The sequence below is a fragment of the Actinacidiphila alni genome, assembly GCF_900112845.1.
Lineage (GTDB): Bacteria > Actinomycetota > Actinomycetes > Streptomycetales > Streptomycetaceae > Actinacidiphila > Actinacidiphila alni.
This window is the reverse complement of the sequence record NZ_FONG01000031.1, coordinates 36,239-53,729: the sequence shown is the minus strand read 5'-3', so window position 1 is coordinate 53,729 and position 17,491 is coordinate 36,239. Positions and strand designations below refer to the sequence as shown.

Here is a 17,491-nt window from a genome sequence, read left to right as displayed (position 1 = left end):
TGCCGGGCCGCACCCGTCCTAGCCGAGCTCGCGCAGGATGCCGTCGACCGTGGACCGGTATTTCTGGAGGGCTTTGAGGGCGGCGGCGTAGCGGTCGCGGTGGCGGGCGATGTCGGCGGTTTGTTGCTCGGCGCGCACGGTGTGCCAGAGCTCGGTGGTGTGATGGCGGCGTTTGCAGGTGGCGTCGGCCAGGGCGGTGGCGCGTTCGCGGGGTGTGTGGCGGGTGTTGCCGTCGCTGCCGCGCTGCCAGGTCTTGTCGGTGTAGGCCGCGACGGGGTCGGGGTAGCGGGTGAAGCCCTGGTCCGCGACGCAGCGGGACCATACGTCCCAGGCGGCGAGCAGGCGGGGGTCGCGCTTGACCGCCTTGTCGATGTCGGTGGCCCGCCGGGCCGCGTAGAGCCAGTCCCGCGTGACGTCGATGCCGCGCATGAGCGTCTTGCTCGCCTCGGCGTTGCAGGCGGGCCAGTCCGCGTATTCGGCGCCGGTCATACGGCGGCCGGTCGGCCGGGCGTCCCGGGGCCGCGCCGGGTCCCAGCCGTAGCCCCAGCGGCGGGCGGTGCCGGGGTCGAGGACGCCGTAGTCCGTGCCCACCATAGTGAACACGACGGGATCCCTGGGTTGGCGCGGGTCGAGCGGGAAGTCCGGGTGACCGCGGTCGGCCATGCACTGCCGGACCAGCAGCGCCGACGCGCGCTCGGACCGCTGGTAGTCCTGACCCGTCAAGGCGTAACGGTCGGCCGGCAGCGGACCGGGGCCCGGCGCCGTACGGAGCCCGTCCGGGTGCTGCGGACCGGATGCACACAGCGCCGCCAGGACCGCCACCCCTGCCACGGCACTGAGCCGCGTCCCCCGTCTCGCCACGCTCAGGGATGCTAGCGGGCGGTCGGAAGGCGTTGTCAGTGGGGGGATCTACGCTGGCGCCGATACTGAAACAGGGGGAGGGGGCAGCGCATGGGTGGCGACGGCTGGAGCAGTGCGGGGCCGTACCGGGCGGATCCGGCGGCGGCGTTCCGGTACCCCGACCGGGCGGCGGGCAACTGCACGGCGCGGACGGCGCCCCGGCCGGGATCGCGTACGGGGGTGTCACCGCGGACTGAGCGGCGGCGGGGGTGACGGCGGGGGCGGGTCCCCGGGGCCGAGGTAGGTGCCCGGGGTCTGGCCGGTGGCGCGGCGGAAGGCCGCGATGAAGGCGCTGGGCTTGCGGTAGCCGACGGCGCGCGCGGTGCTCTCGACCGTGGCGCCGTCCGACAGCAGGTGGATCGCGGCGCGGATCCGTACCTGGGTGCGCCAGCGCGCGAAGCTGAGTCCGGTCTCGGCGACGAAGAGCCGGGACAGGGTGCGGACGCCGGCGTGCACGTGGTCGGCCCAGGCGGCGAGTTCGCGGGGGTCGGACGGGTCGGCGACGAGGCGTTCGGCGATGGCGCGCACCCGTGGGTCGGTGGGCATGGCCACCTGGATGTCGTGGTCGGGCAGCGGGGTGAGCAGCGCGAAGGCGAGGGCCTCGGCGGGCGCGCGGGTGGTGTCCTGCGGGCCGGTACGGCACAGGTGCGCGATGAGTTCGCGCAGCAGCGGGGTGATGGAGACGCCGGTGGGCCGGGCCCAGGTGATCGGGCAGCGCTCGGGGGCGAAGGCGAGCACCGATCCTTCGCCGAAGCGCAGGGTGGACACCGAGTGCTCGGTCCAGCCGGGCACCCACAGGCCGTAACCGGGCGGTACGAGCCAGTCGCGCCCCGGGGTGCCGATGGTGAGCGTCGCCGACGCGGACCACAGCAGCATGTGTTCGGGGTGGGAGTGCGCCGTCATCCACAGCGGCGGGTCGTCCCCGTCGCGGCCGACGCTGAGTACGGGCGACCTGACCGGCGTCGCGGCCGATCGTGCGGCCGACGGCGCGGCTGATGCGGCGGTCGATGCCGGGGCCGGTGGTGGCGTCGGTGGCGCGGCCGGTGGTGCGGTCGGCGGCGTGACGAAGGTCGCGGCCTGCGGCGGGCTGTGCACCGTAGCACCGTCCACCTTGGCCGTTTCGGGGTATTCCTCGGCCGCCATATGCATGCGAGCCAGCCTAGCGTGGAGGGGGCCGGCCACGTAAAGCACGCAGACGCCGTCATATGCGCATGAACCCGCGCGGAAGCCGCGGCGGGCGCCCATGACCGCGCACAGCCCCAGAGGAGACAACTCGTGAGTGAGTTGATGATCGAGGCCGAGGGTCTCGTCAAACGCTACGGCGACGCCGAGGCGGTGGCCGGGGTGAGCCTGGCGGTCCCGGCCGGGACGGTGCTGGGGGTGCTGGGCCCGAACGGTGCCGGGAAGACCACGACCGTACGGATGCTGACCACCCTGACCGCGCCGGACGCCGGATGGGCCCGGGTCGCCGGGCACGACGTCGTGCGCGAGACCGGCGCGGTGCGCGCGAAGATCGGCGTCACCGCCCAGGACGCCACCGTCGACGTCCTGCTGACGGGGCGTCAGAATCTGACGATGATCGGCCGCTTGAGCGGCCTGCGCCGTACCGACGCGCGCCGCCTGGCGGCCGCCCTGCTGGACCGTTTCGGTCTCGCCGACGCCGCCGACCGCGTCGTGAAGGCGTATTCGGGCGGCATGCGCCGTCGCCTCGACCTGGCGGCGGGCCTGGTGATCCGGCCCCCGGTGCTCTTCCTCGACGAGCCGACCACCGGGCTCGACCCGGCCAGCCGGGTACGGATGTGGTCGGTGATCCGGGAACTGGTCGCGGACGGCGCGACCGTCCTGCTGACCACCCAGTACCTGGACGAGGCCGACGAGTTGGCGGACCGTATCGTCGTGGTCGACCACGGGCGGGTGATCGCGGCGGGCACCGCCGCCGAGCTGAGGCCAGGACCGGCGGTGCCCGGCTCCAGGTGACGCTCGCCGACGCCCGCCCCGAAGCCGCCGCCGTACTCGGCCGGTTCGCGACCGGCGAGGTCGCGGTGAGCCGGGACGGCCTGCACCTGCGGGCCCCGGTGACCACCGGCAGCGGCCTGGCGGGCACGGTCGTCCGGGCCCTGGACGAGGCCGGGATCGGCGTGGACGACGTCGAGATCCGTCCGCCCTCGCTCGACGACGTGTTCTTCGCCCTGACCGGCCACCCGGCCGAGGCACCCGCCGACGCACCCGCCGACGCACCGTCCGGTGAATCCGGCGCGTCCGACGTGTCCGCCGCATCCGATACCCCCGGCGCCCCCGACGCGCCGACCGACGGAAAGGGCCTGGTGACCCGGGCATGAGCACCGCCACCCTCACGACAGCCTCCGCGCCGCCGCTGCCGCCCGCCGTCCCGCGCCCGCACAGCCTCCTCCGCAAGGTTTCCGACGTCGCCGTCCTGTCGCTGCGCAATCTGGTGCACATCTCCCGCGAGCCCTTCCAGCTCTCCGACGTGACGATCCAGCCCGTCCTGTTCACGCTGCTGTTCGTGTACGTCTTCGGCGCCGGTGTCGTGCTGCCGGGCGGCGCCGACTACAAGGACTTCGCGATCCCCGGGCTGCTGGTCTTCAACCAGGTCACGGTCACCGTCGGCACCGGCGTGGGCCTGAGCACGGACGTCAACACCGGGGTCATCGACCGCTTCCGCACCCTGCCGATGTGGCGCCCCGGCGTGCTGGTCGCGCGCTCGGTCACCGATCTGCTGACCGCGGTGCTCGGCGCGGCGATCGTCGCCGCCACCGGCTTCGCGATCGGCTGGTCGCCGCACGAGGGCGTCGGCCGGGCGCTCGCCGCCTTCGCCCTGGTCCTGCTGTTCGGCTACGCCGTGTCCTGGGGCTGCGCCTGCATCGGGCTGCTGAGCAAGGGGGTCGAGACCGCGCAGGCCCTCGGTCTGCTCTTCCTCTTCCCGGTCGTCTTCATGTCCAACGCCCTCGTCCCGACCCAGCGGATGACCCCGTGGCTGCGCGATCTCACCGACTGGAACCCGATCAGCGCGGTGACCGCCGCCGCCCGTGAACTCCTCGGCAATCCCAACCCGTCGGCGTCGATCGACGCCTGGCCGATGCAGCACCCGGTGTACGCCACCCTCGCCTGGTCGGCCGCGCTGCTGCTCATCCTGGCGCCCGCCGCCACCGTCCTCTACCGTCGCCGCGCGGCGAACTGACCGCACTCCCGCACCTGTTGAGCACCCCCGATACGGAGCCCACCGTGAAACGCCGCCTCCTGGACCGCATGCTGCTGGCCGCCCGAGTCCACACCGTGGAACAGCGGGCGCCCCGGCTGCGCCACATCGCCCTCACCGGACCCGAACTGACCGGTCTCTCCTGGCAGCCGGGCCAGCACGTACGTCTCCAGGTCGGCGCGGCGCCGGGCGCCGTCGACTGGCTGGTGGGCACCCTGCGCACGTACACGGTGTGGGACTACGACGGCGAGACCCTCGAACTGATCGTGTACCAGCACGGTGAGGACGAGGGTCCGGGCGCCGGGTGGGCCCGTACGGCGCGGCCGGGGGACGAACTGCGGCTGATGAAGCCCGAGGGGAGCCTCGTCCTCGATCCGGCGGCCGGCTACCACCTGTTCGTGGGGGAGGAGACCGCGCAGGTCGCGTACGGGCCGATGCTGCGCGCGCTGCCGGCCGGCCAACGGGCCTTCGGCTGCCTGGAGGTGGACACCCCGGACGAGCGCCTGGACCTCGGCGGTCCGGGCACGGCCGCCAACTGGGATCTCAACTGGAGCTTTCGGCAGGGCCGTTCGGCCGCGTCGGCCACCAGCCTGGTGGACGACGTCCGCGCCCTCGACCTGCCGGCCGAACCCGGCACCGCCTATCTCGCGGGCGAGGCGCGGACGATCCAGCTCGTCCGCCGCCACCTCACCGAGGACCGCCACTGGCCGCGCCGCAGCATCCGGACCAAGCCCTTCTGGACCCCGGGCCGCAAGGGCATGGACTGATCAGGGGTACGGCAGAACAAGCGCCGGTACGACCGGCCATTCAATGGGATTAACGCACCGCAGTACCCCGTACGGGGTGCCCAGTTGGGACCGGTTCGCCCCGTACGACCGTTGTGCGTACGGCTTTGATCGTTTTCGTGCGCCGGACGACTGATGGGGTTGCGCCGCCCGGGCGAAAATATGCGCCACGTCAGCTGTGGTTGACGCCCCCGCGGGTCACCGTATGGCCGACCGCACAACTCCGTCCCCCCGATTCGGAGCATTCGATGATCCGCAAGTTCCTGACCGGCGCCGCCCTGCTCACCGCGGCCACCGCCGCGACCGTCGGCGCCGGCGGTGTCGCCAGCGCCGCCACGGACGGCCCGCAGGCCGGCACCACGACCAGCACCGAGGACGCCACCATGGCGGCCCAGGCCGGTTACGGCAGCGACACCGACTACGGCACCGGCACGTCCGGCTTCTCCTCGACCACCGGCCCGACCAACAACGCCACCCAGAACGGTGACGTCTCCATCGCGGGCGACCCGCACGGTGTCCTCAACACCTACGGTGCCCCGCTCGTCAACGTCGACCTGCGCTGCGCCGTCCCGGCCACCCAGGGCGTCGGCGGCAATGTCCTCGGCGGCCCCGTCGCGGCCTGCGACGACGCCCCGGTGCACCAGTTCGACGGCCCCGAGAGCATCCTCTAGTTCTCCCGTGTCGCCATTGCCACAGCCCGGGCCCGTGCGCGCTTCCGCGCACGGGCCCGGACGTGCCGGGCGTCGGGTCAGGACGACGTGACGAGCGTCAGGTGGTAGGTGTTGAGGATCTCGTTGACCGGCTGGAACCACGTCTGGCCGCCGCTGGAGCAGTTGCCCCAGCCGCCGGAGGTGACGCCCTGGGCCTGGTCGCCGGTGATGAACGAGCCGCCGGAGTCGCCGGGTTCGGCGCAGACACTGGTGCCGGTCATCTCGTAGACGGCGCCCTGCGAGTAGTTGACGGTGTCGCCCTGGGACAGCACGGTGCCGCAGTGCCAGTGCGAGGTGGAGCCCGAACGGCAGATGGACGAGCCGACCGGGGCGACGTTCGAGCCGCGGACCAGGACGTCGCTGACGGTGCCCCAGCCGAGGACGACCGGGACGGTCCACCAGCCGTTGCCGATGGCGATGTAGGAGTAGTCGTTGCCGGGGAAGGACGAGGCGACGAAGCTGCCCATCGCCGAGCCGTCCCAGCCCGCCACGCTGCTGCCGGCCGTACCGCAGTGGCCCGCGCTGACGAAGCCGCCGACGACCGAGAAGCCTATGGAGCAGCGGACGTTGCCGTTGATGTAGTACGGGTCGCCGCCGACGGTGCCGGCCGAGTACGTGCGCGGCGCCGGCGTGTTGTCGGCGTGCACGGTGAGCAGGCCCGCGGCGCGGGCGGGCGCGAGGAACGCCTTGACGTCGGCGCGGTTCTCGGCGCCGGCCTGGACGTCGGCGACGACCTGGTTGGTCTTCACGTCGACGTGCCAGCTGTGGATGGCGGCGGGCGCGCCGGCCGACGACCTGGCGGCGCTGTCGAGGGCGGACTTCGCGGAGTCGAGGACGGCCGCGCTGTGCGCGACGCGGACGGCGGAGGCGCCGGTCCTCGTGACGGCCTTGGTCGCGGCGGCGTCGGTGACCGCCACCACGAGCTTGCCGGAGTCGGCGTCGAACCACTCGCCGCCGTACGCCTTTCCGGCCGCGCGGCGCGCGTCGGGCGCCAGCGCGGACGCCGTCGCCTCCGCCTTGAGCCGCGCGGTCGCCTGGGCCTGGGTCAGGCCGAGGTCGCGCTGCATGGCGCTCACCATTCCGGGGGACACCGGTTTCGCCGGCGCGGCGGCGGACGCCGAGGTCACCGGGGCCAGCCCCAACGCCCCGATCCCCAGGGCCACCACGGCCGACAGACACCAGCCCGTACGAGTCTTACGTCGCATGGACGCGCTCCTTTGCACCTTCTCGCGAGCGAGAAATCGTGGGGGGACAACGAACTCGAACAGTGCCCGGCGGTCCGGCTCGCTCCGCAGGAGAGAGCGCTCTCACCGTCGGACGTCCCACCACCATCAAACACTGACACGCGCATGTCAACACTCATGGCAACGCTGTCATCCCACCCGCCACAGGAGTTGGGCGCTCGGGAAAGGAGAAGACGACCCCTCTCGCGGGCGGAAGAATGCGGGGATGCGCTTCTCGATCAACATTCCGAACTTCGGTGACTTCGCCGACCCCAGGACGGTGGCCGCGGTCGCCGCCGCGGCGGAACAGGCGGGCTGGGACGGGCTGTTCGTCTGGGACCACGTCGTGCACGACAAGACCGCACAGCGCGGCAAGCCCTTCGGCGACCCGTGGATGCTGCTCACCGCCGCCGCGCTGGCCACCTCCAGGATCACGCTCGGCACCCTGCTCACCCCGGTCGCCCGCCGCCGCCCGCAGCAACTGGCGCGCCAGGTCGCCACGCTGGACGCGCTCAGCGGCGGGCGGGTGGTCTTCGCGGCCGGGCTCGGCGGACCGGTCGAGGACGAGTACGGCAGCTTCGGCGAGCCGACCGACCCGGTCGTGCTGGCCGAACTGCTCGACGAGGGACTGGACCTGCTGGCCCGCTACTGGTCGGGCGAGCCCGTCGAGCACGACGGGCGGCACTTCCGGGTCCGCGATGTCCAGTTGCTGCCCGCCACCGAGCAGCGGCCCCGGCCGCCGGTCTGGATCGGCGGCTTCTGGCCGAACCGGCCGCCGATGCGCCGCGCCGCCCGCTGGGACGGCGCCGTCCCGCTCTTCGCCGACGCCAAGCACGGCGTCCCGCCGACCGCCGAGCGGGTCCGCGAGGTGGCGGCGTACGTGGCCGGGCAGCGCGGCCCGGACCGGGAGGGTGAGCACTTCGAGATCGTCGTCGGCGGGGTCAGCCCCGGGGAGCCCGCCGCGGCGCGGGAGTTGATCGCGCCGCTGGCGGAGGCGGGCGCCACCTGGTGGGACGAGCGGCAGCTCCAGACCGGGCCCGATCTGGACCGGCTGGCGCCGGTGCTGCGCCGGATCGAGCAGGGGCCGCCTGTGCTGTGAGCCGGTCCCGGCATGCCGCCGGGGGCGGGTGACGGTCCGTCAGGACCGCCGCCCGCCCCCGGCGGTTGTGGGGGGTCATGGCGTCGGGGAGGGCCTACCAGCCCACCGCGATCTCCATCCACTGCGGGTTCTGGAGCGAGGCGTACGCCGCCTGCCCGGCCACGTCGTCGTACGGGAAGCCGTAGGCGAGGTGGTTGATCGAGTGGTCGTGCCAGAACTTGGCGTACCAGTTGGCCGGGTCGCCGCCGGTGTAGAACTTGCTCGGGTCCTCCCACTGCGAGGACGGGAGGTTGGCGGTGTGCCGGTTGAGCGCCGCGCACATCCCCGGGTCGCCGGCCAGCGAGCCGGCGCAGCCGAAGATGTTCGAGGTGGGCTCGTTGACGCCGACCGAATTGGCGTACGCCGTGAAGTAGTTGGCGTTGGCGCCGCCCTCGCGGAAGCTCGGGTCGCTGCCCGGTGCGATGATCCGGTACGGAGCCTGGGTCTGCGCCAGCACCTTGAACTGCTGCGGGACCGCCGCCTGGAACTGCGCGAAGGTCGCCTCGCGGCTCTGGTTGAACAGGTCCTGGCTGTCACCGAGCTGGACGTCCTGGCCGTCGTGCGTGTGCAGCCTGATCGCCAGCGGCAGGCCCCAGGCGTCCACGCGGGTGGTGTTCCCGTTGAAGACGTTCGGGCCGATGGTGAATTCGATGAAGTCGTAGTACTGACTGTTCGGCGAGCCGAGGTAGAAGTACATCCGGCCCGAGGAGTTGGCGGGCATGTCGAAGTAGGGCTGCTCGGCGATGGAGTGCACCGTCCCGTTGAAGCTCCAGTACACCTGGCTGTCCGGGTACTGGCCGTTGGTCCGGTTGAGGATCTTCAGTTCCATCACGTTGTGCGCGGCCGGGATGTCGCCCGTCGAGCCCCAGAAGTCGTCGTCGGGCGGGGTGGTGGGGGGAGTGGTGGTGCCGCCGCCGGTGGTGTGGACGGCCAGCTCCCACAGCGAGTAGCCGTACGCGGTGGCGCGTGCCGTGCCGTTGACGCGGAGGTAGCGGCCGGTGCCGGTGATGTTGAGCGTCTGGGTGCCGCCGGTCGCGGTGGTGGTGGAGTAGATGGTGGTCCAGCCGCCGGTGCCGCTGTCGGAGACCTGGATCTGGTAGGCGGTGGCGTACGCCGCCTCCCAGTTGAGGCCGACCTGGCAGACGGTCTGCGACGAGCCGAGGTCCACCTGGATCCACTGCGGGTCGCTGAAGGCGGAGGACCAGCGGGTGCCGGTGTTGCCGTCCACGGCGGCTGACGCGGGGGTGCCCGCGTTCTCCGTCGAGGACGCGGTGGCGGGGTGGCCCTGCGCGGCGTTGGCGGTGCCGCACGCGGCCGGCGGGACCGCGCCGCCGCTGCCGTACACCTGGAACTCCCACAGGGAGTAGCCGTACTGCGTGGCACGGACGGTGCCGTACATGCGGACATAACGCCCGGAACCGTTTACGGCGAGCGTCTGATTGCCGCCGGTCCCGGTGGTGGTCGAGTAGACGTCGGTCCAGGTGGTGCCGTTGGCGGAGGTCTGGATCTTGAAGGATTTGGCGTACGCCGTCTCCCAGTTGAGGGCGACCGAGGTGATCGTCTGCGACGAGCCGAGGTCGACCTGGAGCCACTGCGGATCGGCGGCGGCGCTTGACCAGCGGGTGCCGGTGTTGCCGTCCACGGCGGCCGACGCGGGGGTGCCCGCGTTCTCCGTCGAGGACGCGGTGGCGGGCTTGCCCTGCGACAGCAGCGTGTCCGCCGCGCGGGCCGGGGACTGCGTCCAGACGAGCGCCAGGCTCGCCAGGACCGCCGCGAGGACGGTGAAGATCAGTACCGGCCGGCGCCCGCCGCGCCATGGCCGCCCGCGCACCGACAGGGTAGTGCTGCCTGACATATGTGTTTCTCCTCAACCGGGTGGGGGTCCGTGATGGAGGCTGGGACGAATTGAGAGCGCTCTCCCAGCGAGGTGATGTTTACAAGGGCCGAACAGCGCCGTCAATAAGCCGGTCAATAATGGCCGGTTGGCCCGGTGCCCCGTTTCGAGAACCGAACGCGCGGCGCCGTGGAACGCCGCAGCTCACGCCGGTTGGCGACGCCCCTTGAAGCCGGGGCCGCATCCGCGGACCCGCGCCCGTATGTGAAGGGGGCGGCCCCGTGCGCGAAGGGGCGGCCCCGTACACGCCATCCATGTACGGGACCGCCCCGGCCTGTCGGTGCGCGCCGCGCGGTCAGCCCAGCGCCGCCAGGTGGTCGCGCAGCCCGATGCCGTACGCGGTCGGTGTGCCGTCGTAGGCGGTGATCAGCGACGGTCCCGACGAGCAGTCCCAGTTGTTCCAGGTCCAGCCCAGATACGACAGCTTGTGCGCGTCGAGCCAGCTCATGAACTGGTCGATGAAGCCGTGCGAGCAGGTGTTCTCGCCCATCTCACCGGCCACCAGCGGTACTTGCGCGGCGACCGGCGCGAGCTGGGAGTCCCAGCAGGACGCCGAGGCGCAGGAGTTGAAGTTGTAGACGTGGACGGCGGCGGCCAGATTTCCGGCCGGGTCGGTCGGTTTGTGCGCCAGCCAGCCCGTGAGGTCGTTGGAGTAGGCGAGCCCGCCGAGCAGGATCACGTTCCGCGCGCCCGTGCCGCGTACCGCGTCGACCAGGGTCTGCATCCCGGCGACCTGGTAGCCGATCCCCGGGCAGGTGCCGCCGTCCCGCCAGCAGGTCCACGCCTGCTCGGTGGTGGAGGTGGCCCGGTCCGGATAGGGCTCGTTGAACAGGTCGAAGACGACCGAGGTGTCGTCCTTGAACGCGTTGGCGACCCCGGTCCAGAACGGCGCCGCGTACTGCGCGTCCGGCATCGGCTTCTGGCAGGTCGCGTTGACGTCCGAGCAGCCCGCCGAATTGCCGGTGTAGGTGCCGTGCGTCCAGTGCAGTTCGACGATCGGGGTGATGCCGTGCGCGGCCAGCCGGTGCACCCAGTCGGTGATCGCCGCGATGTAGTTGGCGCCGCCGTCCGCCGCCGGCACATACGAAAGGCCCTCCCAGCAGTCCTCGTTGAGCGGCACGCGGACGGCCGTGACGTGCCAGCTCTTGATCGCGTCGATCGCCGCGTCGTCCACCGGGCCGTCGAAGATGCCGCGGCCCTGGGCGCACATGAATTCGGTGCCGGAGCGGTTGACGCCGTGCAGGACGACGTTCTTGCCGGTGGCGTCCTGGAGCTGGTTGCCGGAGACGTGCAGTTCGGGCGGTGCGGTGTCACCACCGGGCGGTGTGGTGGGCGGAGTTGTCGGCGGCGTCGTCGGTGGGGTTGTCGGGGGAGTGGTGGGCGGTGTCGTCGGGGGAGTGGTCGGTGGCGTGGTGCCGTCGACATCGCACGTCGTGCCGTTGAGCGTGAAGGCGGTCGGCGCCGGATTGGTCCCCGACCAGTTCGCCAGGAAGCCGGCGCTGACCGAACCGCCGGTCGCGATCGTCCCGTTGTACGACATCGAGTCGACGGTGACGGCCGTGCCGGACTGCGACCAGGTGCCGTTCCAGCCCTGGGTGACCTTCTGGCCGCCGGTGAAGTCGAAGCCGAGCTTCCAACCGCTCGTCGGGGCCGCGTTGTTGGTGATCACGACGCTGCCCTGGAAACCGGAGTCCCATTGGCTGGTCACCGAATACGCCACGGAACAGGCCGGGACGGCGGACGGGGTGGCTCCGGACGCGGTCGCGCCAAGGGCCGCGGGCAGCAGTGCGGCAGCGGTGGCGGCGGTCGTGACGGCCGCCATCCCGACGGCCGCGGTGCGCGTGGGTCGTCGCATGTGCGACTCCTCGTATGTGGGGAGATCAAGGAGTGGACGCGCTCCCACTGGTCCGCCGCAGACCCTAGCGGCAGTTGGGCCATGGCGGTAGAGGAGCGGCGCCGTACACCGTTGTGCACGGACTCTTGACAGTGCGCTCACAGCGCCTTGATTGTGGGAGCGCTCCCACTGGTTCAGTAGAAACATTCCCCCCACCAGAACCGCGAGGAGGGCTTCTCGCATGCCCCGAGGAAGACCGTTCAGCGAACATCCCGCGCGTGACCGCGCGCGCAGGCGGCTGCGCCGACTGGTGACGGCCGTGGCCGCCGCCCTCGCGCTGCCGCTCGCGATGACCGCGGCCGGCGGCGGCACCGTCGCCCACGCCGACACCCTCCAGTGCAGCGTCGACTACTCGGCCAACGACTGGGGTTCGGGTTTCACCGCCAACGCCACCGTCACCAACCGCGGCACCGCCCCCATCGACGGCTGGACCCTGACGTACGCCTACACCGGCAACCAGACGCTGCAGAGCGGCTGGAACGGCACCTGGTCGCAGACCGGCAAGAACGTCACCGTCAAGTCGCTCGACTGGAACAGGACGATCGCGCCGAACGCGGGCGTGACCACCAGCGCCAACTTCAACTACAGCGGCACCAACGCCGCGCCGACCGCTTTCTCCGTCAACGGCACCGTATGCGGGGGCGCGCACCAGCCACCGCTCGCCGTGCTGACCAGCCCGTCGGCCGGTGCCACGTACACCGCGGGCGCAGACATCCCGCTGGCGGCCACCGCGGTCGCGGCGGACTCGGCGACCGTCAGCAAGGTGGAGTTCTGGAGCGACACCACGCTGCTCGGCACCGACACCACCTCTCCGTACACCTTCACCTGGCCGGCGGTCGCGGCCGGTGACTACTCGCTCTACGCGAAGGCGTACGACAGTACGGGCGCGGCCGGCGAGTCGACCCCGGTCGGCGTGCACGTGGCCGCCGGGCCCTCGGTCGTCGCCTCGCCGAGCCAGGTCTCGGTCGCGCAGGGCGGCACCGGCACCTTCGGCGTCAAGCTCTCCAGCGCGCCGTCGGCCGCTGTGACGGTCGCGGTGGCGCGGACGGCGGGCAACAGCTCGCTGACCGTGAAGTCCGGCGCCAGCCTGACCTTCACCCCCGCCGACTGGAGCACCGCGCAGACGGTCACCGTCGCCGCGGCGGCCACCGGCAGCGGGGCGGCGACCTTCTCCGCGACCGCCACGGGCTACGCCAAGGCCGATGTCACGGTGACGGAGGTCGCCGGCACCGGCGGCACGTACGACACCCGCTTCCTCGACCTCTACGGGAAGATCACCGACCCGGCGAACGGCTACTTCTCACCGGAAGGCATCCCGTACCACTCGGTGGAGACACTGATCGTGGAGGCACCGGACTACGGGCACGAGACGACGTCCGAGGCGTACTCGTACCTGATCTGGCTGCAGGCGATGTACGGCCGGATCACCCAGGACTGGAGCAAGTTCAACGGGGCCTGGGCGCTGATGGAGAAGTACATGATCCCCACCACCGCCGACCAGCCCACCAACAGTTTCTACGACCCGTCCAAACCGGCCACGTACGCGCCGGAGCACCCGCTGCCGTCGGACTACCCGTCCAAGCTCGACACGAGCGTCTCCGTCGGTCAGGACCCGATCGCGAACGAGCTGAAATCGGCGTACGGCACCTCCGACATCTACGGCATGCACTGGCTGCAGGACGTGGACAACGTCTACGGCTACGGCGACACGCCCGGCGGCGGCTGCGAGCTGGGGCCGACGGCGGACGGGCCCTCGTACATCAACACCTTCCAGCGCGGCGCGCAGGAGTCGGTGTGGGAGACGGTGCCGCAGCCGACCTGTGACGCCTTCAAGTACGGCGGCACCAACGGCTACCTGGACCTGTTCACCGGGGACTCCTCGTACGCCAAGCAGTGGAAGTACACCGACGCGCCGGACGCCGACGCGCGCGCGATCCAGGCCGCCTACTGGGCGGACACCTGGGCCAAGGCGCAGGGCAAGGGCGCGGACGTGGCGACCACCGTGGCCAAGGCCGGGAAGATGGGCGACTACCTGCGGTACGCGTTCTTCGACAAGTACTTCAAGAAGATCGGCAACTGCACCAGCCCGAGCTGCCCGGCCGGCACCGGCAAGGACAGCGAGCACTATCTGCTGTCCTGGTACTACGCCTGGGGCGGCTCCAGCGGTACGGGCGGCGGCTGGTCCTGGCGGATCGGCGACGGCGCCTCGCACTTCGGCTACCAGAACCCGCTGGCGGCGTACGCGCTGACCACCGACCCGGCGATGGCCCCGAAGTCCGCCACCGGCAAGCAGGACTGGACGACCAGCCTGTCCCGGCAGCTGGAGTTCTACACCTGGCTGCAGTCCGACGAGGGCGCCATCGCGGGCGGCGCCACCAACAGCTGGGACGGCGCGTACGCCCAGCCGCCGGCCGGTACGCCGACCTTCTACGGGATGGCGTACGACCCGGCGCCGGTCTACCACGACCCGCCGTCGAACCAGTGGTTCGGTATGCAGGCGTGGTCGATGGAGCGGGTCGCGGAGTACTACCAGCAGACCGGTGACGCCAAGGCCAAGAAGGTCCTGGACAAGTGGGTGAGCTGGGCGATCTCGCAGACGACGGTCAACCCGGACGGCAGCTTCAAGATCCCGTCCGACCTGGCGTGGTCCGGCGCCCCGGACACCTGGAACGCCGCCTCGCCGGGTGCCAACGCCAATCTGCACGTCACGGTCACCGCCTACGGCAACGACCTCGGTGTCGCGGCGGCCTTCGCCAAGACGCTGGCCTACTACGGTGCCAAGTCCGGCAACACGGCCGCGCGGACCACGGCCAAGGCGCTGCTCGACGGCATGTGGAGCAACGACCGGGACGCCCTGGGCATCGCCGTCCCGGAGACCAGGACCGACTTCAACCGCTTCGACGACCCGGTCTACGTCCCGTCCACCTTCTCCGGCACCATGCCCAACGGCGACAAGATCAACTCCAGCTCGACCTTCATCGAGCTGCGCTCCTTCTACAAGAATGACCCGAACTGGTCCAAGATCGCCGACTACCTCGCGGGAGGCGCCGCACCGTCCTTCACCTACCACCGCTTCTGGGCCCAGGCGGACATCGCCCTGGCCATGGGGTCGTACGCGCTGCTCTTCGACGAATGAGACGAGGTACTGGCGTGACGTAGGTCATGCCGAGTGACCCAGGTCACGAAGAAGGCCCGGTCCGTTTGCACGGACCGGGCCTTTTGCTTGGGGTGAGTGACGGGACTCGAACCCGCGGCCACCTGGACCACAACCAGGTGCTCTACCAACTGAGCTACACCCACCATGTCCGGCGCCCTCGGGTGCCGACCTGGAAAAGTGTACAGGGTGCGGGAGCGTGCTCACGCACCCTTTTCCGCGGGCCCCGGGAGGGGCCCGTCACGGCTACTGAGCGGGCAGGACGTGCTTGGCGGCGATGGCGCGGACGGTGTCGGTGTCCGGGCCCGGCTGGGGCACGAAGACCGCCTCGCGGTAGTAGCGCAGCTCGGCGATCGACTCGCGGATGTCGGCCAGCGCCCGGTGGTTGCCGTTCTTCTCCGGGCTGTTGAAGTAGGCCCGCGGGTACCAGCGCCGGGCCAGCTCCTTGACCGAGGAGACGTCCACGATGCGGTAGTGCAGGTGCTGCTCCAGGGTGGCCATGTCCCGGGCCAGGAAGCCGCGGTCGGTGGACACCGAATTCCCGCACAGCGGCGCCTTGCGCGGCTCCGTGACATGCTCGCGGACATAGCCGAGCACGATCTTCTCGGCCTCTTCGAGGGTGACCCCGCCGGGCAGCTCCTCCAGCAGCCCGGAGGCGGTGTGCATCTCCCGCACGATGTCGGGCATGGTCACGAGCGCCTCGTCGGGCGGCCGGATGACCACGTCCACCCCGTCCCCGAGCACATTCAGCTCGGAGTCGGTGACGAGCGCGGCCACCTCGATCAGCGCGTCGTGGGCCAGCGACAGCCCGGTCATCTCACAGTCGATCCACACCATCCGGTCGTTCATACGCCTCACCCTACGGGGCGATCCCGCGGCCCGGGCAGAGCGGCGCCCAGGCTGCGTGAGGCGCGCAGCCGGCCGCGGCCCGGTGCGTCGGCCGCCTCGGCCCTGCCGGGCTGCTCCGGCACACGCGCGGCGACATAGGCGTCGCCGTCCGTCTTGCCGGGCGCGGCCAGGATCTGTGAGACCGGTCCGCGCCGGGGCGGCGGCAGGTCGGGGACCGGCGGCGTACGGTCCGGCTCGTCCTGCGGCCTGCGGGCGCGGTAGGCGGCCCGGTAGGACGCGGGGGAGGAGCCGAGCTGGCGCCGGAAGTGCCCGCGCAGCGCGACGGGGGAGCGGAAGCCGCAGCGGCCCGCCACCTCGTCGACCGAGTAGTCCGACGTCTCCAGCAGCCGCTGCGCCTGGAGCACCCGCTGGGTGATCAGCCACTGCAGCGGGGCACTGCCGGTGAGCGAGCGGAACCGCCGGTCGAAGGTGCGGCGGCTCATGTACGCGCGCGCGGCCAGCGCCTCGACGTCGAACTGCTCGTGCAGATGCTCCAGCGCCCAGGCGACGACCTCGGCCAGCGGGTCGGCGCCGATCTCCTCCGGTAAAGACCTGTCGAGGTGGCGCTGCCCGGTCTGCCAGTCGGCGCGGCGCGGCGGCACCACGAGGCGGCGGGCCAGGGCGGCGGCGGCCTCGCCGCCGTGGTCGGTGCGGACCACGTGCAGGCACAGGTCGATCCCGGCGGCGGTGCCCGCCGAGGTGAGGACGTCGCCGTCGTCGACGAACAGTTCCCTGGGGTCCACGTGCACCGACGGGTAGCGCTTGGCGAGCGTCGGCGCGTACATCCAGTGCGTGGTGGCCGGGCGGCCGTCCAGCAGCCCGGCGGCGGCCAGTACGAAGGCGCCGGTGCACAGGCCGATGATCCTGGCGCCCTCCTCGTGGGCGCGGCGGATCGCGTCCAGCGCTTCGGGCGGCGGTGCCTGGGAGATGGAGCGCCAGGTGGGCACGACGACCGTGCCGGCCCTGGAGAGTGCCTCCAGGCCGTAGGGCGCGGTCAGTTCGAGTCCGCCGGTGGTGCGCAGCGGGCCGTCCTCCCCGGCGCACACCAGCAGCCGGTAGCGGGGCACGCCCGCGTCCTGCCGGTCTATGCCGAAGACCGAGAGCGGTATGGAACTCTCGAAGATCGGTCCGCCGCTGAACAACAGCACCGCGACGACTTCCGGTCGGCGTCGCGCGGAAAGTTTACGAATGGCGCGAGGCGATGCCGATGGTGCTTGCGACGGACTGTCCGCCGCCGTAACGGAACTGGACTCCTGGCTCATGGAGCTCAAGCCCCCCTCGAATCGACGCGTCGTCCCCTCGGTCCTGCATGTTTCCCCCCGTGAGGCCACCCATGATCAAATCTACTGTGTCAGGTGGGGCGTTAGTGACTAGTTCACCATCTGACGCTAAGTCGACAAGACAACGTGGCGTAAAGCATTCGATCACGAAGCGTTTCACTCGCTGAGCCCGCTGGGAAGTACGCCTCCCGCAACGCGGGCCCCGGCACGCCCCCTCCGCGTCTTGGGGCATCGTAGAACCGCAGGTGGCGGGGGTGTTAATGCGGCGGAGGCCCAACCGGCGTCCGTGGACGAGAAGTTGGCCGAAAACCGCCGTTCGGCGGTCCGTTGTGCGTAAAGGGTGCCGGGGCGTGCGCCCGTGGTGTGCGCGGGGTGGCCCGCGGCGCGCGGCCCACCTGCACCGCTGTG

General features: G+C 71.5%; 12 protein-coding genes, 1 tRNA gene and 1 pseudogene. 6 read left to right on the top strand and 8 right to left on the bottom strand.

Going from position 1 to position 17,491, the window contains the following annotated elements; translation table 11 throughout:
• Positions 1 to 18 precede the first annotated feature (18 nt).
• Both BM076_RS33405 and BM076_RS33400 read right to left on the bottom strand, forming a co-directional pair.
• Positions 19 to 723, bottom strand: coding sequence for a hypothetical protein (locus tag BM076_RS33405; RefSeq protein WP_245796621.1), 705 nt, complete (start codon positions 721 to 723; stop codon positions 19 to 21).
• 360 nt (positions 724 to 1,083) lie between these two features.
• Entirely contained in the window at positions 1,084 to 2,049 is a 966-nt protein-coding gene (locus BM076_RS33400) for a helix-turn-helix domain-containing protein (RefSeq protein ID WP_245796620.1), read from the bottom strand.
• Positions 2,050 to 2,187: 138 nt separating this feature from the next.
• Here BM076_RS33400 and BM076_RS33395 point away from each other — a divergent pair.
• The 4 genes and pseudogenes from BM076_RS33395 (at position 2,188) to BM076_RS33380 (ending at position 5,573) form a co-directional block, all read left to right on the top strand.
• Positions 2,188 to 3,239, top strand: a pseudogene (locus tag BM076_RS33395) (ATP-binding cassette domain-containing protein).
• Positions 3,236 to 4,099 carry an ABC transporter permease gene (locus tag BM076_RS33390; protein ID WP_093717518.1) on the top strand — a complete coding sequence of 288 codons (864 nt, stop codon included), beginning with the start codon at positions 3,236 to 3,238 and terminating at the stop codon, positions 4,097 to 4,099. The pseudogene BM076_RS33395 and the gene BM076_RS33390 overlap by 4 nt, the downstream one beginning before the upstream one ends.
• A gap of 44 nt (positions 4,100 to 4,143) precedes the next feature.
• A complete protein-coding gene (locus tag BM076_RS33385) occupies positions 4,144 to 4,884 on the top strand; it encodes a siderophore-interacting protein (RefSeq protein WP_218160142.1) in 741 nt (246 codons plus the stop codon).
• Between the two features lie 266 nt (positions 4,885 to 5,150).
• A complete protein-coding gene (locus tag BM076_RS33380; protein WP_093717517.1) occupies positions 5,151 to 5,573 on the top strand; it encodes a hypothetical protein in 423 nt (140 codons plus the stop codon).
• 77 nt (positions 5,574 to 5,650) lie between these two features.
• Here the strand turns inward: BM076_RS33380 and BM076_RS33375 are convergent, their stop codons facing one another.
• Positions 5,651 to 6,817 carry an alpha-lytic protease prodomain-containing protein gene (locus tag BM076_RS33375; RefSeq protein WP_093717516.1) on the bottom strand — a complete coding sequence of 389 codons (1,167 nt, stop codon included), beginning with the start codon at positions 6,815 to 6,817 and terminating at the stop codon, positions 5,651 to 5,653.
• Positions 6,818 to 7,061: 244 nt separating this feature from the next.
• Here BM076_RS33375 and BM076_RS33370 point away from each other — a divergent pair, with 244 nt between their 5' ends.
• Positions 7,062 to 7,934 (top strand): LLM class flavin-dependent oxidoreductase, encoded by an 873-nt coding sequence (locus BM076_RS33370; protein WP_093717515.1) that lies wholly within the window; start codon positions 7,062 to 7,064, stop codon positions 7,932 to 7,934.
• A 94-nt stretch (positions 7,935 to 8,028) separates the two neighbouring features.
• Here the strand turns inward: BM076_RS33370 and BM076_RS38245 are convergent, their stop codons facing one another.
• On the bottom strand, positions 8,029 to 9,828 hold the full coding sequence (locus BM076_RS38245; protein WP_093717514.1) for a discoidin domain-containing protein: 1,800 nt from the start codon (positions 9,826 to 9,828) through the stop codon (positions 8,029 to 8,031).
• 334 nt (positions 9,829 to 10,162) lie between these two features.
• On the bottom strand, positions 10,163 to 11,722 hold the full coding sequence (locus BM076_RS33360) for a cellulose binding domain-containing protein (protein WP_093717513.1): 1,560 nt from the start codon (positions 11,720 to 11,722) through the stop codon (positions 10,163 to 10,165).
• A 220-nt stretch (positions 11,723 to 11,942) separates the two neighbouring features.
• On the opposite strand from BM076_RS33360, the gene BM076_RS33355 reads away from it, so the two are divergent.
• On the top strand, positions 11,943 to 14,897 hold the full coding sequence (locus BM076_RS33355; RefSeq protein ID WP_093717512.1) for a glycoside hydrolase family 48 protein: 2,955 nt from the start codon (positions 11,943 to 11,945) through the stop codon (positions 14,895 to 14,897).
• A gap of 88 nt (positions 14,898 to 14,985) precedes the next feature.
• Here BM076_RS33355 and BM076_RS33350 read toward each other — a convergent pair.
• The 3 genes from BM076_RS33350 to BM076_RS33340 form a co-directional block, all read right to left on the bottom strand.
• Positions 14,986 to 15,061, bottom strand: a tRNA-His gene (locus BM076_RS33350).
• Positions 15,062 to 15,161: 100 nt separating this feature from the next.
• The gene (orn, locus tag BM076_RS33345; RefSeq protein ID WP_093717511.1) at positions 15,162 to 15,764 is read right to left on the bottom strand and encodes an oligoribonuclease; all 603 of its coding nucleotides are present in this window, start codon (positions 15,762 to 15,764) and stop codon (positions 15,162 to 15,164) included.
• A gap of 5 nt (positions 15,765 to 15,769) precedes the next feature.
• Positions 15,770 to 17,065 carry a helix-turn-helix domain-containing protein gene (locus tag BM076_RS33340; protein WP_245796619.1) on the bottom strand — a complete coding sequence of 432 codons (1,296 nt, stop codon included), beginning with the start codon at positions 17,063 to 17,065 and terminating at the stop codon, positions 15,770 to 15,772.
• Positions 17,066 to 17,491 lie beyond the last annotated feature (426 nt).

Bases quoted from the DNA above. Each gene is read 5' to 3' on its own strand.
- BM076_RS33390 (WP_093717518.1), top strand. From the start codon at position 3,236: ATGAGCACCGCCACCCTCACGACAGCCTCCGCGCCGCCGCTGCCGCCC.
- BM076_RS33355 (WP_093717512.1), top strand. From the start codon at position 11,943: ATGCCCCGAGGAAGACCGTTCAGCGAACATCCCGCGCGTGACCGCGCG.
- orn (WP_093717511.1), bottom strand. From the start codon at position 15,764: ATGAACGACCGGATGGTGTGGATCGACTGTGAGATGACCGGGCTGTCG.
- BM076_RS33380 (WP_093717517.1), top strand. From the start codon at position 5,151: ATGATCCGCAAGTTCCTGACCGGCGCCGCCCTGCTCACCGCGGCCACC.
- BM076_RS33370 (WP_093717515.1), top strand. From the start codon at position 7,062: ATGCGCTTCTCGATCAACATTCCGAACTTCGGTGACTTCGCCGACCCC.
- BM076_RS33400 (WP_245796620.1), bottom strand. From the start codon at position 2,049: ATGCATATGGCGGCCGAGGAATACCCCGAAACGGCCAAGGTGGACGGT.
- BM076_RS33360 (WP_093717513.1), bottom strand. From the start codon at position 11,722: ATGCGACGACCCACGCGCACCGCGGCCGTCGGGATGGCGGCCGTCACG.
- BM076_RS38245 (WP_093717514.1), bottom strand. From the start codon at position 9,828: ATGTCAGGCAGCACTACCCTGTCGGTGCGCGGGCGGCCATGGCGCGGC.
- BM076_RS33375 (WP_093717516.1), bottom strand. From the start codon at position 6,817: ATGCGACGTAAGACTCGTACGGGCTGGTGTCTGTCGGCCGTGGTGGCC.
- BM076_RS33340 (WP_245796619.1), bottom strand. From the start codon at position 17,065: ATGAGCCAGGAGTCCAGTTCCGTTACGGCGGCGGACAGTCCGTCGCAA.